The following is a 16,347-nucleotide window of genomic DNA, read 5'->3' on the forward strand; positions in this document are numbered from 1 at the left end:
CAGAGATTGAGTGCTACCGAACAAGATAAAAAAGAACGATTTAAACTTCTTTTAGAACAGGTTGGTTTAAGCGATGTGTCGACTTTTGCCGACTACACGAATGAAACGCAAATTGAAAAATTGATTGCGGATAAGGCAACAAAAACGTGGCAATTTCATTTGAAGACGCCGCAAATTTTTCCGCAAGCGTTTTATCAAATGCTTGATACGGGAATGAAACGTGCTTTTAGTGAGATTGCAGAAACGGAACTGCGAATCATGACGACAGATGCACGCTTGGATGAGGCGCTTATTCAAGATTACTGGAACATGATTGTCGAGCCGATTTTTAAGACGTCGCCAATGATTGGGCAGGTGTTGATGGAACAAAAACCGACTTTGAAGGAACCGCATTTTTTGGAGATTTCGGTTCATAATGAGATGGAGCAAACTAAAATAGCGCAGAGCTTTCAGAATCAGATTCTTGAAGCCTACCGTGATGCGGGGTTCCCGCGTCTTACAATCCGGATGAATATTTTAGCCCAAGAAGAGACGGAAGCGTATAAAGCGTTTGCGAAGGCGAAAGAAGAAGAGGACGCGATGAAGGCGCAGGAGGCTGTTCAGGTGATGCAAAAGCGCCAGATGGAGGCGGCATCTAATGATGTTCAAGCAGCCCCACTTGATGGTCCGTTCCAAATTGGTTATAAAATTAAAGATGATGAAGAAGTGAAACGGCTCGGCGATATTTATGATGAGGAACGCCGGATTACGGTGCAAGGTTATATTTTTGCAACGGAGATTCGCGAGCTTCGGAGCGGAAGAAGCTTACTTCAATTTAAAATAACGGATTATACGAGTTCGATGATTATTAAAATGTTCTCGCGCGATAATGATGATGCGGCGATGTTCCAAAACCTTAAAAAAGGGATGTGGGTCAAAGTTCGCGGTAGCGTGCAAAATGATACTTTTGTCCGCGATTTAATTATGATGGCGCAAGATATTAATGAGATTGCACCGAAAATGCGTCACGATAAAGCGGAAGAAAAACGTGTTGAATTGCATTTACACACGAACATGAGTCAAATGGATGCAACAAATTCCATTAGCGATTTAACGAAACAGGCGGCTGATTGGGGACACAAAGCGATTGCACTTACAGATCATGCGGCGGCACAGTCGTTCCCAGAAGCCTATGCGGCTGGGAAGAAAAATGGCATCAAGATGATTTACGGCATTGAAGCCAATTTAATTGATGACGGCGTTCCGATTGCTTATAACGACCAACATACTGGTTTAAAAGACGCAACTTATGTGGTGTTTGACGTTGAAACAACTGGGCTCTCTGCGGTTTATGATACGATTATCGAGCTTGCCGGAATTAAAATGCATAACGGGGAAGTCATTGATAAATTCGAAGCGTTTATTGACCCTGGGCATCCACTTTCGGCGACGACGATTAATTTGACAGGCATTACAGATGATATGGTAAAAGGCTCTGATCCGATTGAAGTCGTTCTAAAAAACTTCCGCGAATGGTGTGGCGATGATATTTTAGTTGCCCACAATGCATCATTCGATATGGGCTTCATCAACACGGCGTACCGCAAAATTGGTTTGCCTGACGCGCCGAACGCGGTTATTGATACGCTGGAGTTAGCGCGATTTTTATACCCGCATTTTAAAAACCACCGCCTGAATACGTTGACGAAAAAGTTCAACATCATACTCGAACAGCATCACCGTGCCATTTTTGATGCCGAAGCAACTGCGTATTTGGCGTGGAAGCTCATCAAAGATGCGAAGGAAATGCATGATATTGATTTTCACGACGCGCTCAACAATTATATGGGAGAAGGCGACGCTTACAAACGTGCACGCCCATTCCACGCGACCATTTATGCAAAAACGCCTGAAGGTTTAAAGAATTTATTTAAACTGGTTACGCTGTCCAATTTGAATTATTTCTTCCGTGTGCCGCGTATTCCGCGGTCGCAGCTGCAAAAATTGCGCGAAGGTTTAATTGTCGGGACGGCCTGTAGTCAAGGTGAATTATTTGAAGCGATGATGCAAAAAGGTATGGCGGAAGCTGAAAAAGTCGCTGGGTTTTACGATTTCATTGAAGTTCAGCCGAAACCAGTTTATGCGCCGCTGATTGAACGCGAAATGATTCGCGATGAGAAAGCGTTAGAAGAAATTTTGAAAAACATCGTTAAAGTGGGCGAAAAAACGGGGAAACCTGTTGTAGCGACTGGAAACGTCCATTACAAAGATCCAAATGACAAGATTTACCGTAAGATTTTAGTCCATTCAATGGGTGGGGCGAATCCTTTAAATCGAAATGAAATGCCAGACGTGCATTTCCGTACGACGGATGAAATGCTCGCCGAATTTAGCTTTTTAGGAAGCGAGAAGGCACATGAAATTGTCGTAACGAATTCGAATCTCGTTGCTGATTGGATGGAAGACTTAAAGCCGATTAAAGACGAATTATACACGCCTAAAATTGAAGGTGCTGAATACGAAGTCCGCAACATGAGTTACGAAATGGCACACAAATTGTACGGCGAAAAGCTACCTGAAATCGTAGAGGCACGTCTTGAAAAGGAACTAAAAAGTATTATCGGACACGGATTTGCCGTTATCTATTTAATTTCCCATAAGCTTGTTAAAAAATCGCTTAACGACGGCTATTTGGTAGGTTCTCGTGGGTCTGTTGGTTCGTCTTTTGTGGCGACTATGACCGAAATCACCGAAGTAAACCCACTCCCACCGCATTATTTGTGCCCGAACTGTAAGCATTCCGAGTTTTTCGACGACGGTTCGATTGGTTCAGGTTTTGACCTTCCAGATAAAGTTTGCCCACACTGCGGCACGAACTATCAAAAAGAAGGGCAGGATATTCCGTTTGAGACGTTCCTAGGTTTCAAAGGGGATAAAGTGCCCGATATTGATTTAAACTTTTCTGGTGACTATCAACCCGTTGCGCATGCGTACACGAAGGAAATTTTCGGTGAGGAGTATGTGTATCGTGCGGGAACTATCGGTACGGTTGCGGAGAAAACCGCTTTCGGCTTTGTTCGCGGTTACGAAAGAGACATGAATATGAATATTCGCGGAGCAGAAGTGGACCGACTCGTTGCAGGGTGTACGGGCGTTAAGCGTACGACTGGACAGCATCCCGGCGGTATTATTGTTATTCCTGACTATATGGATGTTTACGATTTTACACCGGTGCAATTCCCAGCTGACGCAACGGATTCGGAGTGGAAAACGACGCATTTTGACTTCCACTCGATTCACGATAACGTGTTAAAACTCGACATACTCGGACACGATGATCCGACCGCCATTCGGATGTTGCAGGATTTAAGTGAAATTGATCCGAAAACCATTCCAACTGATGACCCCGAAGTCATGAAATTGTTTGGCGGGACAGAATCATTAGGCGTGAAACCGCAAGATATTGATTCAAAAACAGGAACGCTTGGTATTCCTGAGTTTGGAACGCGTTTCGTACGTCAAATGCTCGAGCAAACAAAACCGACGACATTTTCCGAGCTTGTGCAAATTTCTGGTCTTTCTCACGGGACAGACGTATGGCTTGGCAACGCGGAAGAACTTATAAAAAACAAAATTTGTGAGCTCCCTGACGTTATTGGTTGTCGTGATGACATTATGGTCTTCCTGATTTATCAAGGATTAGACAGCTCACTTGCTTTTAAAATCATGGAATCCGTGCGTAAAGGGAAAGGTTTAACGGAAGAAATGGAAGCTGCGATGATTGAAAATAAAGTGCCGGCTTGGTACATCGATTCTTGTAAAAAAATCAAGTACATGTTCCCGAAAGCCCATGCGGCAGCTTATGTTCTGATGGCCGTTCGAATCGCGTATTTTAAAGTCCATCATCCATTGTTCTTTTATGCGACTTACTTCTCCGTCCGCGCAGACGATTTTGATTTAACGGCAATGGTTAACGGGCGAGAAGCGGTGCGCGCTGTCATGAAAGAAATTAATGACAAGGGACTTGAAGCGAGTACGAAAGAGAAAAACTTGCTTACGGTACTTGAAATCGCGAATGAAATGATTGCGCGTGGTTTTAAATTCCAAAAAGTGGACTTATATAAATCTACCGCAGATGAATTTATCATTGAAGGCGATACGCTTATTCCGCCGTTTAATGCGATTCCAAGTCTTGGAACAAACGTTGCGAAACAAATCGTTGAGGCGCGTCTTGATGGCGAGTTTTTATCAAAAGAAGATTTGCAACAACGCGGGAAAGTATCGAAAACGATTATTCAATACATGGACGATCAAGGCTGCCTAGAAGGTCTTCCTGATCAAAATCAGTTATCATTGTTTTAAAATTAGAGCTGCTTTTGCTTTATCAAGGCAACCTTTTAAAAAAGGGGGAAAACAAATGGATTTAGCTAAACAGCTATGTAAAGTGCTTTATTATTTGGATAAAGGTAAAGAATTAGAAGCGATAAAAACGTTAGATAACATTATTCCCACTGCAAAAAATGAAGGAAATCAAGAAGTGTTTGTCAGGGCAACAATTGTTTTAGCAGACATTTCATATAAGCGGGGCGAACGATTTTCTGAGATGGCGAACAATTTGACAGAAGTTTTGCAACTTGAACGGGGAGATTTTGATGACTCACTAAATGTCGAATTGGAAAAAGCCAATGAATTACAGCAAATTTTTAAAAAGTATTTTGAAGAAGAAGGAAAATTTTTCAAAGGGCTGGATTTAAAAACTTTTTTCAATACTAGCTATGGCGATGAATACCAAGATGCTTACCCGACTGATGAAATTATTCAAGAGATTGAGGCGGAGCTTGGATTTAAGTTGCCTGCTTCATATATTTACCTCATGCGCCATGCACAAAACGGCGGCATACCGTGCAAAGATTCTTTTCCTACAAATGAAGCAACTTCTTGGTCAGAAGATTCTATTGCCATTACAGGCATTATGGGGATAGGAAAACAGGCCACTTCTTCTTTATGTGGGGAATTTTCCACTGAATTCTGGGAATCAATTTGGGGCTATCCTAAAATTGGTGTAAGCATTTGTGATTGCCCATCAGCTGGGCATGATATGGTTTTTCTTGATTACCGTGCATGTGGTTCTGAAGGTGAGCCGACTGTTGTTCATGTTGATCAAGAAGCGGATTATAAAATCACTTTTTTAGCAAAAAATTTTGAGGCATTTATTACAGGCTTATATAGCGAAGTGTACTAAAAATGTTACTAAAGGCGCCAAGTTTCCATTCGAAGCTTGGCGTCTATTTTTGTGCGCATTCATAGTCCAAACTATTGTCATCTGTGCTGACAAATAAAATCATAAGGCATGTTGAACGTTTGAAATCAAACTACTATTATGAAGATGTAATCAAAATATGACAATTTGTGGAGTAAGTTAAATGAGTGGAGGCGTCTTATATGACAGAGGTAAGAAAAATGAAAAACTTTATCGGCGGAAAATGGATAGAGAGTAGCACGGATAATTTTGAAAACGTTATCAATCCGGCAACTGGAGAAGTCATTTGCCAAGTGCCGATTTCGACGCGCGCGGAATTAGATAGCGCCGCACAAATTGCGCAAGCGGCTTTTCTAAAATGGAGTAAAGTGGCGGTTCCTAGGCGTGCAAGGATTTTATTCAACTTTCAACAATTGCTACAAAAAAATAAACAAGAACTGGCTAAATTAATTACGATGGAAAATGGGAAAAATTTGTCCGAAGCACTTGGCGAAGTCGGACGTGGCATTGAAAACGTTGAATTTGCAGCTGGTACGCCGTCACTTATGATGGGGGATTCGCTTGCAAGCATCGCGACAGACGTGGAAGCTGTAAATTATCGTTATCCAATTGGCGTCTGCGGCGGCATTGCACCATTTAATTTCCCCATGATGGTACCTTGCTGGATGTTCCCGATGGCCATCTCGCTTGGCAACAGCTTCATTTTAAAACCATCAGAACGCACCCCACTGTTAATGGAAAAATTGGCCAATTTATTTGCCGAAGCAGGACTGCCAGATGGCGTGCTAAACATTGTATACGGGGCGCATGATGTCGTAAATGGTATTTTGGAAAATGAAACGATTAAAGCGGTTTCGTTTGTTGGCTCGAAGCCCGTTGGGGAATATGTCTACCAAACAGGAAGCGCTCATTTAAAACGCGTTCAAGCTCTTACGGGGGCTAAAAACCATACCATCGTACTGAATGATGCGGACCTTCAGGATACGGTGACAAACGTCATTGCGGCGGCTTTTGGCTCTGCTGGCGAACGTTGCATGGCGTGCGCGGTGGCGACCGTTGAAGATGGCATTTATGATGAGTTTGTCGAAGCTCTAAAACAGAGAGCGTCGGAAATAAAAATTGGCAACGGCCTCGATGATGGCGTCTTTTTAGGGCCAGTCATTCGCGAGGAGAACAAAGAAAGAACGCTTTCGTATATTGAAAAGGGAGTTGCAGAAGGCGCAAAATTGGTTGTTGATGGACGCGAAAAAGTACCAGCAAACGGCTACTTTGTTGGCCCAACCATTTTTGAAGACGTGACAACGGATATGACTATTTGGAAAGATGAAATTTTTGCGCCCGTTTTATCCATCATTCGGGTGAAAAATTTACAGGAAGCGGTTGAGATTGCGAATCAATCGGAGTTTGCTAATGGGGCTTGCTTATTTACAGATAGTGCGAAAGCGGTGCGCTACTTCCGTGAAAATATTGATGCGGGCATGCTTGGCGTTAATTTGGGTGTGCCAGCTCCAATGGCCTTCTTCCCATTCTCTGGTTGGAAGTCATCATTTTATGGGACTTTGCATGCGAATGGAAAAGATAGCGTAGATTTCTTCACGCATAAAAAAGTAGTAACGGCGCGTTATTCACAAAAAGGTTACTAGGAGGCAAAGTGAACATGGCAAAACTTTTAAGAAAACCGCAAAACGAGCTTTTAAAGGAAGGGATTACTTGTGTGCACCGCGTGACGGAGGACAATGCGCCGCTGCACTATGTGGCTTTTATGATGCTTGATGTCAAAAAAGGGGCAACGTACGGGGAAACTTTGGCAGATATGGAAGTTTGTATCGTTGCTTTAACCGGAAAAATCACAGTACGCACTGAAAATGAGATTTTTGAACAGATTGGGACGCGAAAATCTGTTTTTGAAAAAATTCCAACCGATAGTGTGTATGTGGGACGCGGTCAGCGGTTTGAAATTGCTGGCGAATCGGAAATGGCGCGCGTGGCACTTTGCTATTCACCAACTGAAAAGGCTTTGCCTGTGCGTTTTATTCCCGCAAGTAGTAATACGATTGAAGCGCGTGGAAAATATCAAAATAGGCGTTTGGTGCATAATATTTTGCCGGATGATTCTGACGTGGCGGATAGCGTTTTAGTAGTGGAAGTATACACAGAAGGCGGCAACTTTTCGAGTTATCCACCGCATAAACATGATCAAAATAATTTGCCAGCGGAATCTTTTTTGGAAGAAAGTTATTATCATGAAATGAATCCAGCGCAAGGCTTTGTGTTCCAGCGTGTGTATACAGATGACCGGTCGATTGATGAAACGATGACGGTGGAAAATCGCGATATGGTACTGGTGCCTGCTGGCTATCACCCGGTTGGCGTACCAGACGGTTATACGTCTTATTATTTGAATGTGATGGCAGGACCAGAGCGGATTTGGAAATTCCATAATGACCCGGCACACGCTTGGATACTGGACCGCAAATAGAGGAGGACTAAAAATGGATTTAAATACACATAAAGAACGAAAATTTGATATTATCGCCATTGGCCGCGCATGCATTGACTTAAATGCGGTGGAGTATAATCGCCCGATGGAAGAAACGATGACTTTTTCTAAATATGTAGGTGGAAGTCCTGCAAATATTGCCATTGGTGCTTCCAAATTGGGCCTCTGTGCTGGATTCATTGGGAAAATTCCAGATGACCAACATGGTCGTTTTATTGAAGGCTATATGAAACAAGTTGGTGTAAATACGGACGGCATGGTCGTGGATACGGAAGGGCATAAAGTTGGGCTTGCCTTCACGGAAATCAAAAGCCCCGACGAATGTAGTATTTTAATGTACCGCGATAATGTGGCGGATTTATATTTGCAGCCAAACGAAATCGATGAAGCATATTTAAGCTCGGCACGCCTTTTGCTCGTATCTGGAACGGCACTCGCCAAAAGTCCATCTCGTGAGGCTATTTTAAAAGCGATTCAGCTTGCACGAAAAAACGATTGCCTTGTCGCGTTTGAACTAGATTACCGCCCGTACACTTGGGTTTCGGAAGAAGAAACCGCGATTTATTATTCGCTTGTTGCCGAACAGGCTGATATTGTCATTGGAACGCGCGATGAATATGATGTGATGGAAGGGCGTTCAGGCGGTGCGAATGAGGTGACGACGAAGCATCTATTTTCCCACCATGCGAAGCTTGTTGTGATTAAACACGGCGCAAGTGGTTCAAACGCATATACGAAGGCAGGCGAGGTTTTCCGAGCTGGGGTGTACAAAACGAACGTCTTGAAAACATTTGGAGCGGGCGACTCGTATGCATCTGCTTTTCTCTATGCTTTATTCACAAATAAAGGGGTGGAAACGGCACTAAAATACGGGAGTGCATCGGCCTCGATTGTAATTAGTAAGCATAGTTCTTCAGATGCGATGCCGACTTCGCATGAAATTGAAGCGCTGATTGAAGCGCAAAAATAGTAAAACTGGAGGTGCGCCTTATGCCAAATGAAAAAATTCGGTTGACGACGGCACAAGCATTAGTGAAGTTTTTGAATGAGCAATATATTGAAATTGACGGTGAAGTGACGCCATTTGTGGAAGGCATTTTCGCGATTTTTGGTCACGGAAATGTGGTCGGCATCGGCCAAGCGCTTGAAGAGCACCAGGGACATTTAAAGATTTATCAGGGGAAAAACGAGCAAGGCATGGCGCACGCCGCGATTGGTTTTGCGAAACAGAACAACCGTAAGAAAATTTTCGCCTGTACTGCATCAGCTGGCCCAGGGAGCGCCAATTTCGTGACGGCGGCTGGAACAGCACTTGCGAACAATATTCCGGTGCTCTTCTTGCCGGCGGATACATTTGCCACACGCCAGCCTGATCCTGTGTTACAGCAACTTGAACATGCGTACAGTGCCGATGTGACAACAAATGATGCGCTCCGCCCGGTTTCGCGCTACTGGGATCGAATTGAGCGCCCAGAACAAATCATGAGCGCGCTTATCCGCGCGTTTGAAGTGATGACCGACCCTGAAACCGCAGGCCCCGCAACAATTTGCATTGCGCAAGATACAGAGGGTGAAGCGTATGATTATCCGGTTGAATTTTTCAAAAAGCGAATTCACCACATGAATCGCAGAATACCGACTGAACGCGAATTAATTGGTGCGGCGGATTTAATTACAGCGAGTGAGCGCCCGGTCATCATTGTGGGCGGCGGGGCGCGCTATTCTGGCGCACGTGAGGCATTAATCGCGCTTTCAGAGCGGCATAACATTCCACTAGTGGAAACGCACGCCGGGAAATCGACGGTGGAAAGTACATTTGCGAACAATTTGGGTGGCAGCGGCATTCTAGGTACGCTTGCGGCGAATAAAATCGTGCAGTCGGCCGACCTCGTCATTGGCGTTGGCACGCGCTACACGGATTTTATCACCAGTTCAAAAACAGCCTTTCAAGCGCAAACGAAATTTTTGAATATTAATGTGAGTCGGCAACAAGCGTATAAATTTGATGCGTTTCAAGTGGTAGGGGATGCTAAAACGGCGCTTACCGCGCTACAGCCGCGCCTAGAAGGTTATCTCACGTCTTACGGGGATGAACTGCAAATTTTACAAGAAGAGTGGGACAAAGAGCGTGAACGTCTGGCAAATGTGAAGTTTACGCGTGAGAATTTTGAACCCGAAATCAAAAATCAATTTGCGACCGCAACATTAAACGAATATGCCGATGCTTTGAACACAGAATTTACCCAAACAGAAGCACTGCTCACGATTAATGAGGTGGTAGATGCAAACAGCATTGCGCTCACTTCGGCTGGTTCGCTGCCTGGCGATTTGCACCGTTTGTGGAACACAGAGGTGCCAGAAACGTATCACCTTGAATACGGCTACTCGTGCATGGGCTACGAGATTAATGGGGCGCTTGGGGCGAAAATCGCGGCGCCGGAGCAAGAAGTTTACGCCATGGTGGGAGATGGCAGCTTCAACATGCTTCACTCAGAGCTTCTAACATCTCTCCAGTACGGCCATAAGCTCAACATTATGCTGTTCGACAATTCTGGTTTCGGCTGTATCAACAACCTACAAATGGCAAACGGGAGCAAAAGCTTTTACTGCGAATTTCGGGATGAAAATGACCGGATTTTGAATGTCGACTATGCAAAAATTGCAGAAGGCTACGGGGCAAAAATATATCGGGCGAACAACAAAAAAGAGCTTACGCAAGCGCTCTTAGATGCGAAAAAGCAAACACGTACAACGCTCATCGAAATGAAAGTCCTCCCAAAAACCATGTCCGACGGCTATTTAGGCTGGTGGAACGTTGGCGTCTCCGAAGTTTCTGGAAAAGAAAGCATTCAAAAAGCCTATAAAGACAAGCAGGAAATGTTGAAGAATGCGCGGTTGTTTTAATAAAAGTTCTTATTATTACAATACAGGTTGTGGATAAAACAAAACTATTAATTCTATAATATATTTTAGGAATAGAGGAACATATTGCCTCTATTCTTTTTGTTTTATTGTCACGCGGTATAAAATTGTATATAATCAAATTGTGAGATAATAAACAAAGGAAGGTGGCACCATGTCAAAATATGACGAAGAAATCACATATTGCAAACAAATGCTTTCTAAACAACAGACCAGGCAACAACGGCTAGAATCTTTTCTAAACCAAACTAAAGAAAAAGAAGGGCAAATAAATCAGCTTCAAATCCGAAGTCATTCTTTAGCGGAGGATTTTTGGCGGGATAGCTCTTCAAATACTATTAGTCAAATGATGAATCAAAACAAGCATTATTATTCTAGCCAAGTGTCGCGAGTGGAAACTATGATATGGGGAATTCAAAAAGAAATCGAGTTAGGAAACGGGCATATGGCAGAGTATAAAAATAATGTCCAACACTATGCCAATTTAAAGCGACTGGAGGAGGCAAAGAATGTCTAGCATAAAATTAAATGAAGCTAACCTTTTGCAAAGTACCCAGCAGTTCTCAGCTAAACAAACGATATTAATCAAGAAAACAACGATACCTATGCGGAAAAACCAATTGGAGAGTTGTAAAAGGATGGACGCTATTTTGCGTATAAGAACAACGCAACTTGACCAAGTCCAGCAGTTTGGAACAGATACAACAAAAGATATGGAAGAGAACTGTGCTGAATTTGTTCAGCTGGACAAAAGTCTACTAGACAATATTGAAATTACGGGGTGAAAATAACCTATGAGGATAGATGTACAAGCATTACGGGATCATGTACAAGAAACAATAGCTGACTTGAATGAGGAACAAACGAGTTTAAACGACGCCTTGCAGGCTACCGACACATTTATTATAGAAACAAAGGATAGTTTTGAGGGGAAAACAGCAGATGCAAGTCGGGCATACTTAGAAGAAGTGTATAAACCAGTTCAACAAAAGACACTAGAAATTAACAAACTCATGATAGCGACATTGCAAAAATATATGGCAGATGCTGAGGCCCAGTTTGGGAGATATGGTATTGTTGATATACCAGCTATCAAGCATGAATATAAGCGCGAATTAGAACAAATGATGCAAGAGGAGATGCACGTATATCGGGAATTAAATCAACTCATTGATGAAGTGAATGAATTTGTTCCGATTGAATCTGCGAATTTAGGTCAACTTGAGCAATTGCATTATGATGTTCTGCGAGAAATCACTTTGGTTGAAGCGAAATTGGCAGACTTTGATATAAAGTGGAACAGAAAGTTTAGAAATGTGGAAGTTCTACAAGAAGAACTTGCCAACATGCTAACTAAAGTTGGAAATCAAACAATTACTCCAACGACTTATCAAAAAGGGACAATAGTTTTTAATGATATAGAAGCAGAATTTTTATTGACTATGCAAGCTCAATTTGGATTCAGCGAGGAAGAATCTGAGATTATGTATAAAGTATATGAGTCTTTACGTAGTCAATCAATTAATGAGGAAGAAACTTTTAAACTTTTTTTTGCTTACATGGGGTCTTTCTTTTATGGTGATACTGAGAAATACGGTGTTGAAGCATGGGGAATTGTTTCGGGGACATTAAATAATGAAGAACTAAAAAAGAAACTACTTGCCTTAGGTATCAATGAAGAAGAATTTAGTACTCTAGAAAAAGCAATTATTAATCAACATAATGCTTGTGCATGGAATAGTCCAGCAAATTATGTGGAAGCAATTTTTGATTTAGATTATGATGCATTGTCCCCTGAGGATAAAGCACGCTACAACAAAATATATAATCAGTATAAAAATACTGGTGATTTTGCTCATATGTCTGTTACGCTTGCCGCACAACTTCATTCAGATTCATTGAAATGGGGAGCAAGTGCATACAGTGGTTTTGAAAATGGTGTTTTCTCAGCAGAAGATAATGCGGGATATGCGGGTGATATATTTGGCGTATTTGGAGCAGATCCGAGTATGAGTAACGATGATTATAAAGCCGATTTAGATGCTGTTAATTTAGCTTTTACAATGAAAAATAATCCTACTGATGGTCTGGAAATTATAAATACTTATTATGCTGATATTAATTCTGGAGAACGGAATAGATCGATAGAATTTCTATCTAATATTGGTAATGGTTCTGTTGAAGAAGGTCATAAAATTTTAGAAAATCAATTTAAAGACCATACAATGAACTACGTACAAACTGACCTTCCGTTTACCTATCTACTGGAAGGAGAAGAAGGTTTGGAGGAACATTTTAGTATATCGCTTCAATTTATGCTGAATTTAAGAAATGAAAATAATGAGTGGGTGGAGTATGAAGAGAAAGAATAGATTAGGCATTAAAATATTTTGTTGGATATTTTTAATTGGAGTAGTGGTATGGATTTTATCAATACCAGTTAGGAATATATTGTGGCTCGAACATGCAACTGAGAAAGAACGAACACAATATTTTCTACAAACAAAATTCAATGATGAATGGAGAGAAATTGATTCTCAAATTTCCTTTGAATTTAATGTTGAAAGTGGTCGAAATAAACTCACTACTAAACAGTTTAGTTTATCTGCACAAGTGGAAAATAAAAAAGATGATTTTCATACTTTTCGCACTAAAAATTTTGAAGATTTAAGTAAACTAATACCGTTTACTGTTTCTTTGGAAAATAATTTAGTTGCGCGCACAACAATTGAACCATTAAATGTTATTTATGTGAGTGTTCCAATAATTGATGGAAGTGAGGAAGTCTACGAAATCTCAGCAGTTGGTGGCAAGTATGTTACGAATGAAAAAATGGAGCAATCTTTGGATATAGAAACAAGTCATGTTGTACAGCAAGTTCGGAACGGGCAGGAATCTTATAAGTCTTTACTTACAAAAATAACTGAAAATTGGTTAGCTAGAACGAGATTGATTACCTATGTATTAGTAATCGTAGGCATCATTCTTAACACAGCGTTTTATTATTTCTTCTTTCATTCTAAAAATAAGAAAGATAAATCTAATAGCAATTCAAAGAATACATAACTTGAAATGAAAGTTTATGAGTTATCTAATGACTGCATCTATTTCACTAGGCAGACCTTTTCATTTTAGGTATACTGCACATAGAGGTGATAAAAAATGGCGAAAGTAAAATGTGAGTTTTTTTCAGAGGTGCTCGGGATTTCGACTTCAATGACGGTGCTCCTTCCTGAAGTTGGAAAAAATCGAATTGGGATGGCAGGAGCTAAAAAACAGGAGGCTTATCCCGTTTTGTATTTATTACATGGACTTTCTGACGATGATAGCACGTGGACTCGTCGGACGGCGCTTGAGCGCTATGTCGCTGAACTTGGAATTGTTGTCGTCATGCCAAATGGGTATCGGGGATTTTACACGAATACGAAAACCGGCGAGAACTATTTTGACTACATAGCAAACGAAGTGCCAAGTCTAGTGCAACATTACTTTCCAATTAGCAGTGCGCGAAATGAAACGTTTGTTGCGGGGCTCTCCATGGGCGGTTACGGAGCGATGAAATTAGCACTCCATTTTCCGGAGCGGTACGCTGCTGCAGCTAGTTTTTCAGGTGCTTTAGACATGGAAAGTTATTTAAAAGAGGTTTCAGGAGAAGCAGCTCGGGAGAAAAATAATACGTTTGGAACGGCGGCGGACTTTGTTGGAAGTGAAAACGATTTGTTCGCGCTGGCGAAAAATGTGTCTGGGGAATCGCCAAGACTGTACCAGGCGTGCGGGACGGAAGATTTTTTATATGCGCATAATCAAAATTTCCGTAAATTTGTAACAACGGAAACGAACTTGCCGTTAACATACGAGGAAGGCCCAGGTAGTCATACGTGGGATTACTGGGATTCGCAAATTCAAAAGGCGTTGCAATTTTTTTCTTTTACAAAATAAGGAAAAAACCCGTAAATTTGCTTAATTGCGCCGTTTGTGATATGATTACTTATGAAATACTACGATAACTCAGCTAAGAGTGGGCATTTGCCCACTCTTTCGTTTTGCGAAAAGCAAGCGAGCGAGAATCTAGAAGGAGGCTGAAATGAGTAAAGTCCTAGACCAAGTAGAGTCCATCGTAAAGCCTATTACGGAAGAGCTCGGCTTTGAACTTGTCGATTTAGCTTTTGAAAAAGAAGGGAAAAATTGGTTTTTACGTATCTTTGCTGATAAAGAAGGTGGCATTGATATCGATGATTGCGCCGTAATTAGTGAACGCGTTAGCGAAAAGCTAGACGAAGCTGATCCGATTTCTGAAAACTACTTTTTAGAAGTATCATCACCAGGTGCAGAACGCCCGCTTAAAAAAGAAGCTGATTTTGAAAATGCTGTAGGGGCTTACGTACATGTCACATCTTACGAGCAAATTGAAGGTCGTAAAATGTGGGAAGGCACGCTAACTGCATATGATGGAAGCACGTTAACGGTAGAAATTATGGATAAAACACGCCAAATTATTTGTGTGATTCCAAAAGACAAAGTTGCCAAAGCAAGACTAGCCATTAAATTTTAAAATTAAATAAGGAGTGAGCAAAAAATGAGCTCAGAACTACTAGACGCTCTTCATGTGTTAGAACATGATAAAGGAATTTCGCGTGATGTCATTGTGGAGGCGATTGAAGCCGCACTGGTATCCGCCTACAAACGAAACTTTAACCAAGCCCAAAACGTTCGGGTGGAACTAAACTTAGAAAATGGTTCGATTCGCGTTTTTGCAAGAAAAGATGTTGTGGATCAAGTGTTTGATTCGCGCCTTGAAATTTCGCTTGAAGAAGCACACAAAGTAAATCCGGTTTATAAAACAGGGGATGTTGTGGAGCTTGAAGTAACACCAAAAGACTTCGGCCGAATTGCAGCACAAACGGCAAAACAAGTCGTGACGCAACGAGTTCGCGAAGCTGAACGCGGTATTATTTACGATGAATTTATCGACCGCGAAGATGATATTATGACGGGGATTGTCGAGCGTCAAGATTCACGATTTATTTATGTAAACTTAGGTAAAATTGAAGCGATTTTATCTCAAAATGAGCAAATGCCAAATGAAACATACCGTGCGCATGACCGCATTAAAGTTTATTTAACGAAAGTTGAAAAAACAACAAAAGGTCCGCAAATCTTTGTTTCAAGAACGCATCCTGGATTATTAAAACGTCTTTTTGAGATGGAAGTTCCAGAAATTTATGATGGCATTGTAGAAATTAAATCTGTCGCACGTGAAGCGGGCGATCGTTCGAAAATCTCGGTGTACACATCGAATCCAGAAGTGGATCCTGTTGGTGCATGTGTTGGCCCTAAAGGTGCACGTGTGCAAACGATTGTAAATGAATTGAAGGGTGAGAAAATCGATATTGTGGAATGGTCAGATGACCCGTTCACATTTGTCGCTAGCGCGCTCAGTCCGTCAAAAGTGTTAGATGTTATTGTGGACGAAGAAGAGCAAGCGACAACGGTTGTCGTACCGGATTATCAACTTTCACTTGCTATCGGTAAACGCGGTCAAAACGCGCGTCTTGCGGCAAAACTGACTGGTTGGAAAATCGATATTAAGAGCGAAAGTGTCGCGCGTGAAATGGGTATCTATCCGCGCGAAGGTGCACCAATTTTGGAAGAAGAATTACCAGTTTCTGACGATGAAGAATAAAAG

13 protein-coding genes are annotated in these 16,347 nt (G+C 41.8%); all 13 read left to right on the forward strand.

The genetic code is table 11. The features are described 5' to 3' along the window. The first annotated feature begins 6 nt into the window (after positions 1-6). Positions 7-4,341, forward strand: coding sequence for a PolC-type DNA polymerase III (locus tag CFS04_RS07040; protein WP_088809901.1), 4,335 nt, complete (start codon positions 7-9; stop codon positions 4,339-4,341). 55 nt (positions 4,342-4,396) lie between these two features. Next, positions 4,397-5,221, forward strand: a complete 825-nt coding sequence (locus CFS04_RS07045) for an SMI1/KNR4 family protein (protein WP_088809902.1) — start codon at positions 4,397-4,399, stop codon at positions 5,219-5,221. 200 nt (positions 5,222-5,421) lie between these two features. Next, positions 5,422-6,882, forward strand: a complete 1,461-nt coding sequence (locus tag CFS04_RS07050; protein ID WP_088809903.1) for a CoA-acylating methylmalonate-semialdehyde dehydrogenase — start codon at positions 5,422-5,424, stop codon at positions 6,880-6,882. Positions 6,883-6,896: 14 nt separating this feature from the next. Further along, positions 6,897-7,718 carry a 5-deoxy-glucuronate isomerase gene (gene iolB, locus CFS04_RS07055; RefSeq protein ID WP_088809904.1) on the forward strand — a complete coding sequence of 274 codons (822 nt, stop codon included), beginning with the start codon at positions 6,897-6,899 and terminating at the stop codon, positions 7,716-7,718. A 13-nt stretch (positions 7,719-7,731) separates the two neighbouring features. Further along, a complete protein-coding gene (gene iolC, locus CFS04_RS07060) occupies positions 7,732-8,709 on the forward strand; it encodes a 5-dehydro-2-deoxygluconokinase (protein ID WP_088809905.1) in 978 nt (325 codons plus the stop codon). Positions 8,710-8,729: 20 nt separating this feature from the next. Then, entirely contained in the window at positions 8,730-10,643 is a 1,914-nt protein-coding gene (gene iolD / locus CFS04_RS07065; RefSeq protein ID WP_088809906.1) for a 3D-(3,5/4)-trihydroxycyclohexane-1,2-dione acylhydrolase (decyclizing), read from the forward strand. A 172-nt stretch (positions 10,644-10,815) separates the two neighbouring features. Beyond that, complete coding sequence (locus tag CFS04_RS07070; protein ID WP_088809907.1) at positions 10,816-11,178, forward strand: hypothetical protein; 363 nt, start codon at positions 10,816-10,818, stop codon at positions 11,176-11,178. Further along, on the forward strand, positions 11,171-11,446 hold the full coding sequence (locus CFS04_RS07075) for a hypothetical protein (RefSeq protein ID WP_088809908.1): 276 nt from the start codon (positions 11,171-11,173) through the stop codon (positions 11,444-11,446). The genes CFS04_RS07070 and CFS04_RS07075 overlap by 8 nt, the downstream gene beginning before the upstream one ends. 9 nt (positions 11,447-11,455) lie before the next feature. Further along, positions 11,456-13,033 carry a T7SS effector LXG polymorphic toxin gene (locus tag CFS04_RS07080; protein WP_088809909.1) on the forward strand — a complete coding sequence of 526 codons (1,578 nt, stop codon included), beginning with the start codon at positions 11,456-11,458 and terminating at the stop codon, positions 13,031-13,033. After that, entirely contained in the window at positions 13,017-13,727 is a 711-nt protein-coding gene (locus CFS04_RS07085; protein ID WP_159457887.1) for a hypothetical protein, read from the forward strand. The genes CFS04_RS07080 and CFS04_RS07085 overlap by 17 nt, the downstream gene beginning before the upstream one ends. A gap of 96 nt (positions 13,728-13,823) precedes the next feature. Beyond that, positions 13,824-14,600 carry an alpha/beta hydrolase family protein gene (locus CFS04_RS07090; protein WP_088809911.1) on the forward strand — a complete coding sequence of 259 codons (777 nt, stop codon included), beginning with the start codon at positions 13,824-13,826 and terminating at the stop codon, positions 14,598-14,600. A gap of 145 nt (positions 14,601-14,745) precedes the next feature. Continuing rightward, positions 14,746-15,213, forward strand: coding sequence for a ribosome maturation factor RimP (rimP, locus tag CFS04_RS07095; protein WP_088809912.1), 468 nt, complete (start codon positions 14,746-14,748; stop codon positions 15,211-15,213). Positions 15,214-15,237: 24 nt separating this feature from the next. Further along, on the forward strand, positions 15,238-16,344 hold the full coding sequence (nusA, locus tag CFS04_RS07100) for a transcription termination factor NusA (protein WP_088809913.1): 1,107 nt from the start codon (positions 15,238-15,240) through the stop codon (positions 16,342-16,344). Positions 16,345-16,347 lie beyond the last annotated feature (3 nt).

This window comes from Listeria sp. ILCC796 (assembly GCF_900186175.1).
Classification (GTDB): Bacteria; Bacillota; Bacilli; order Lactobacillales; family Listeriaceae; genus Listeria; species Listeria goaensis.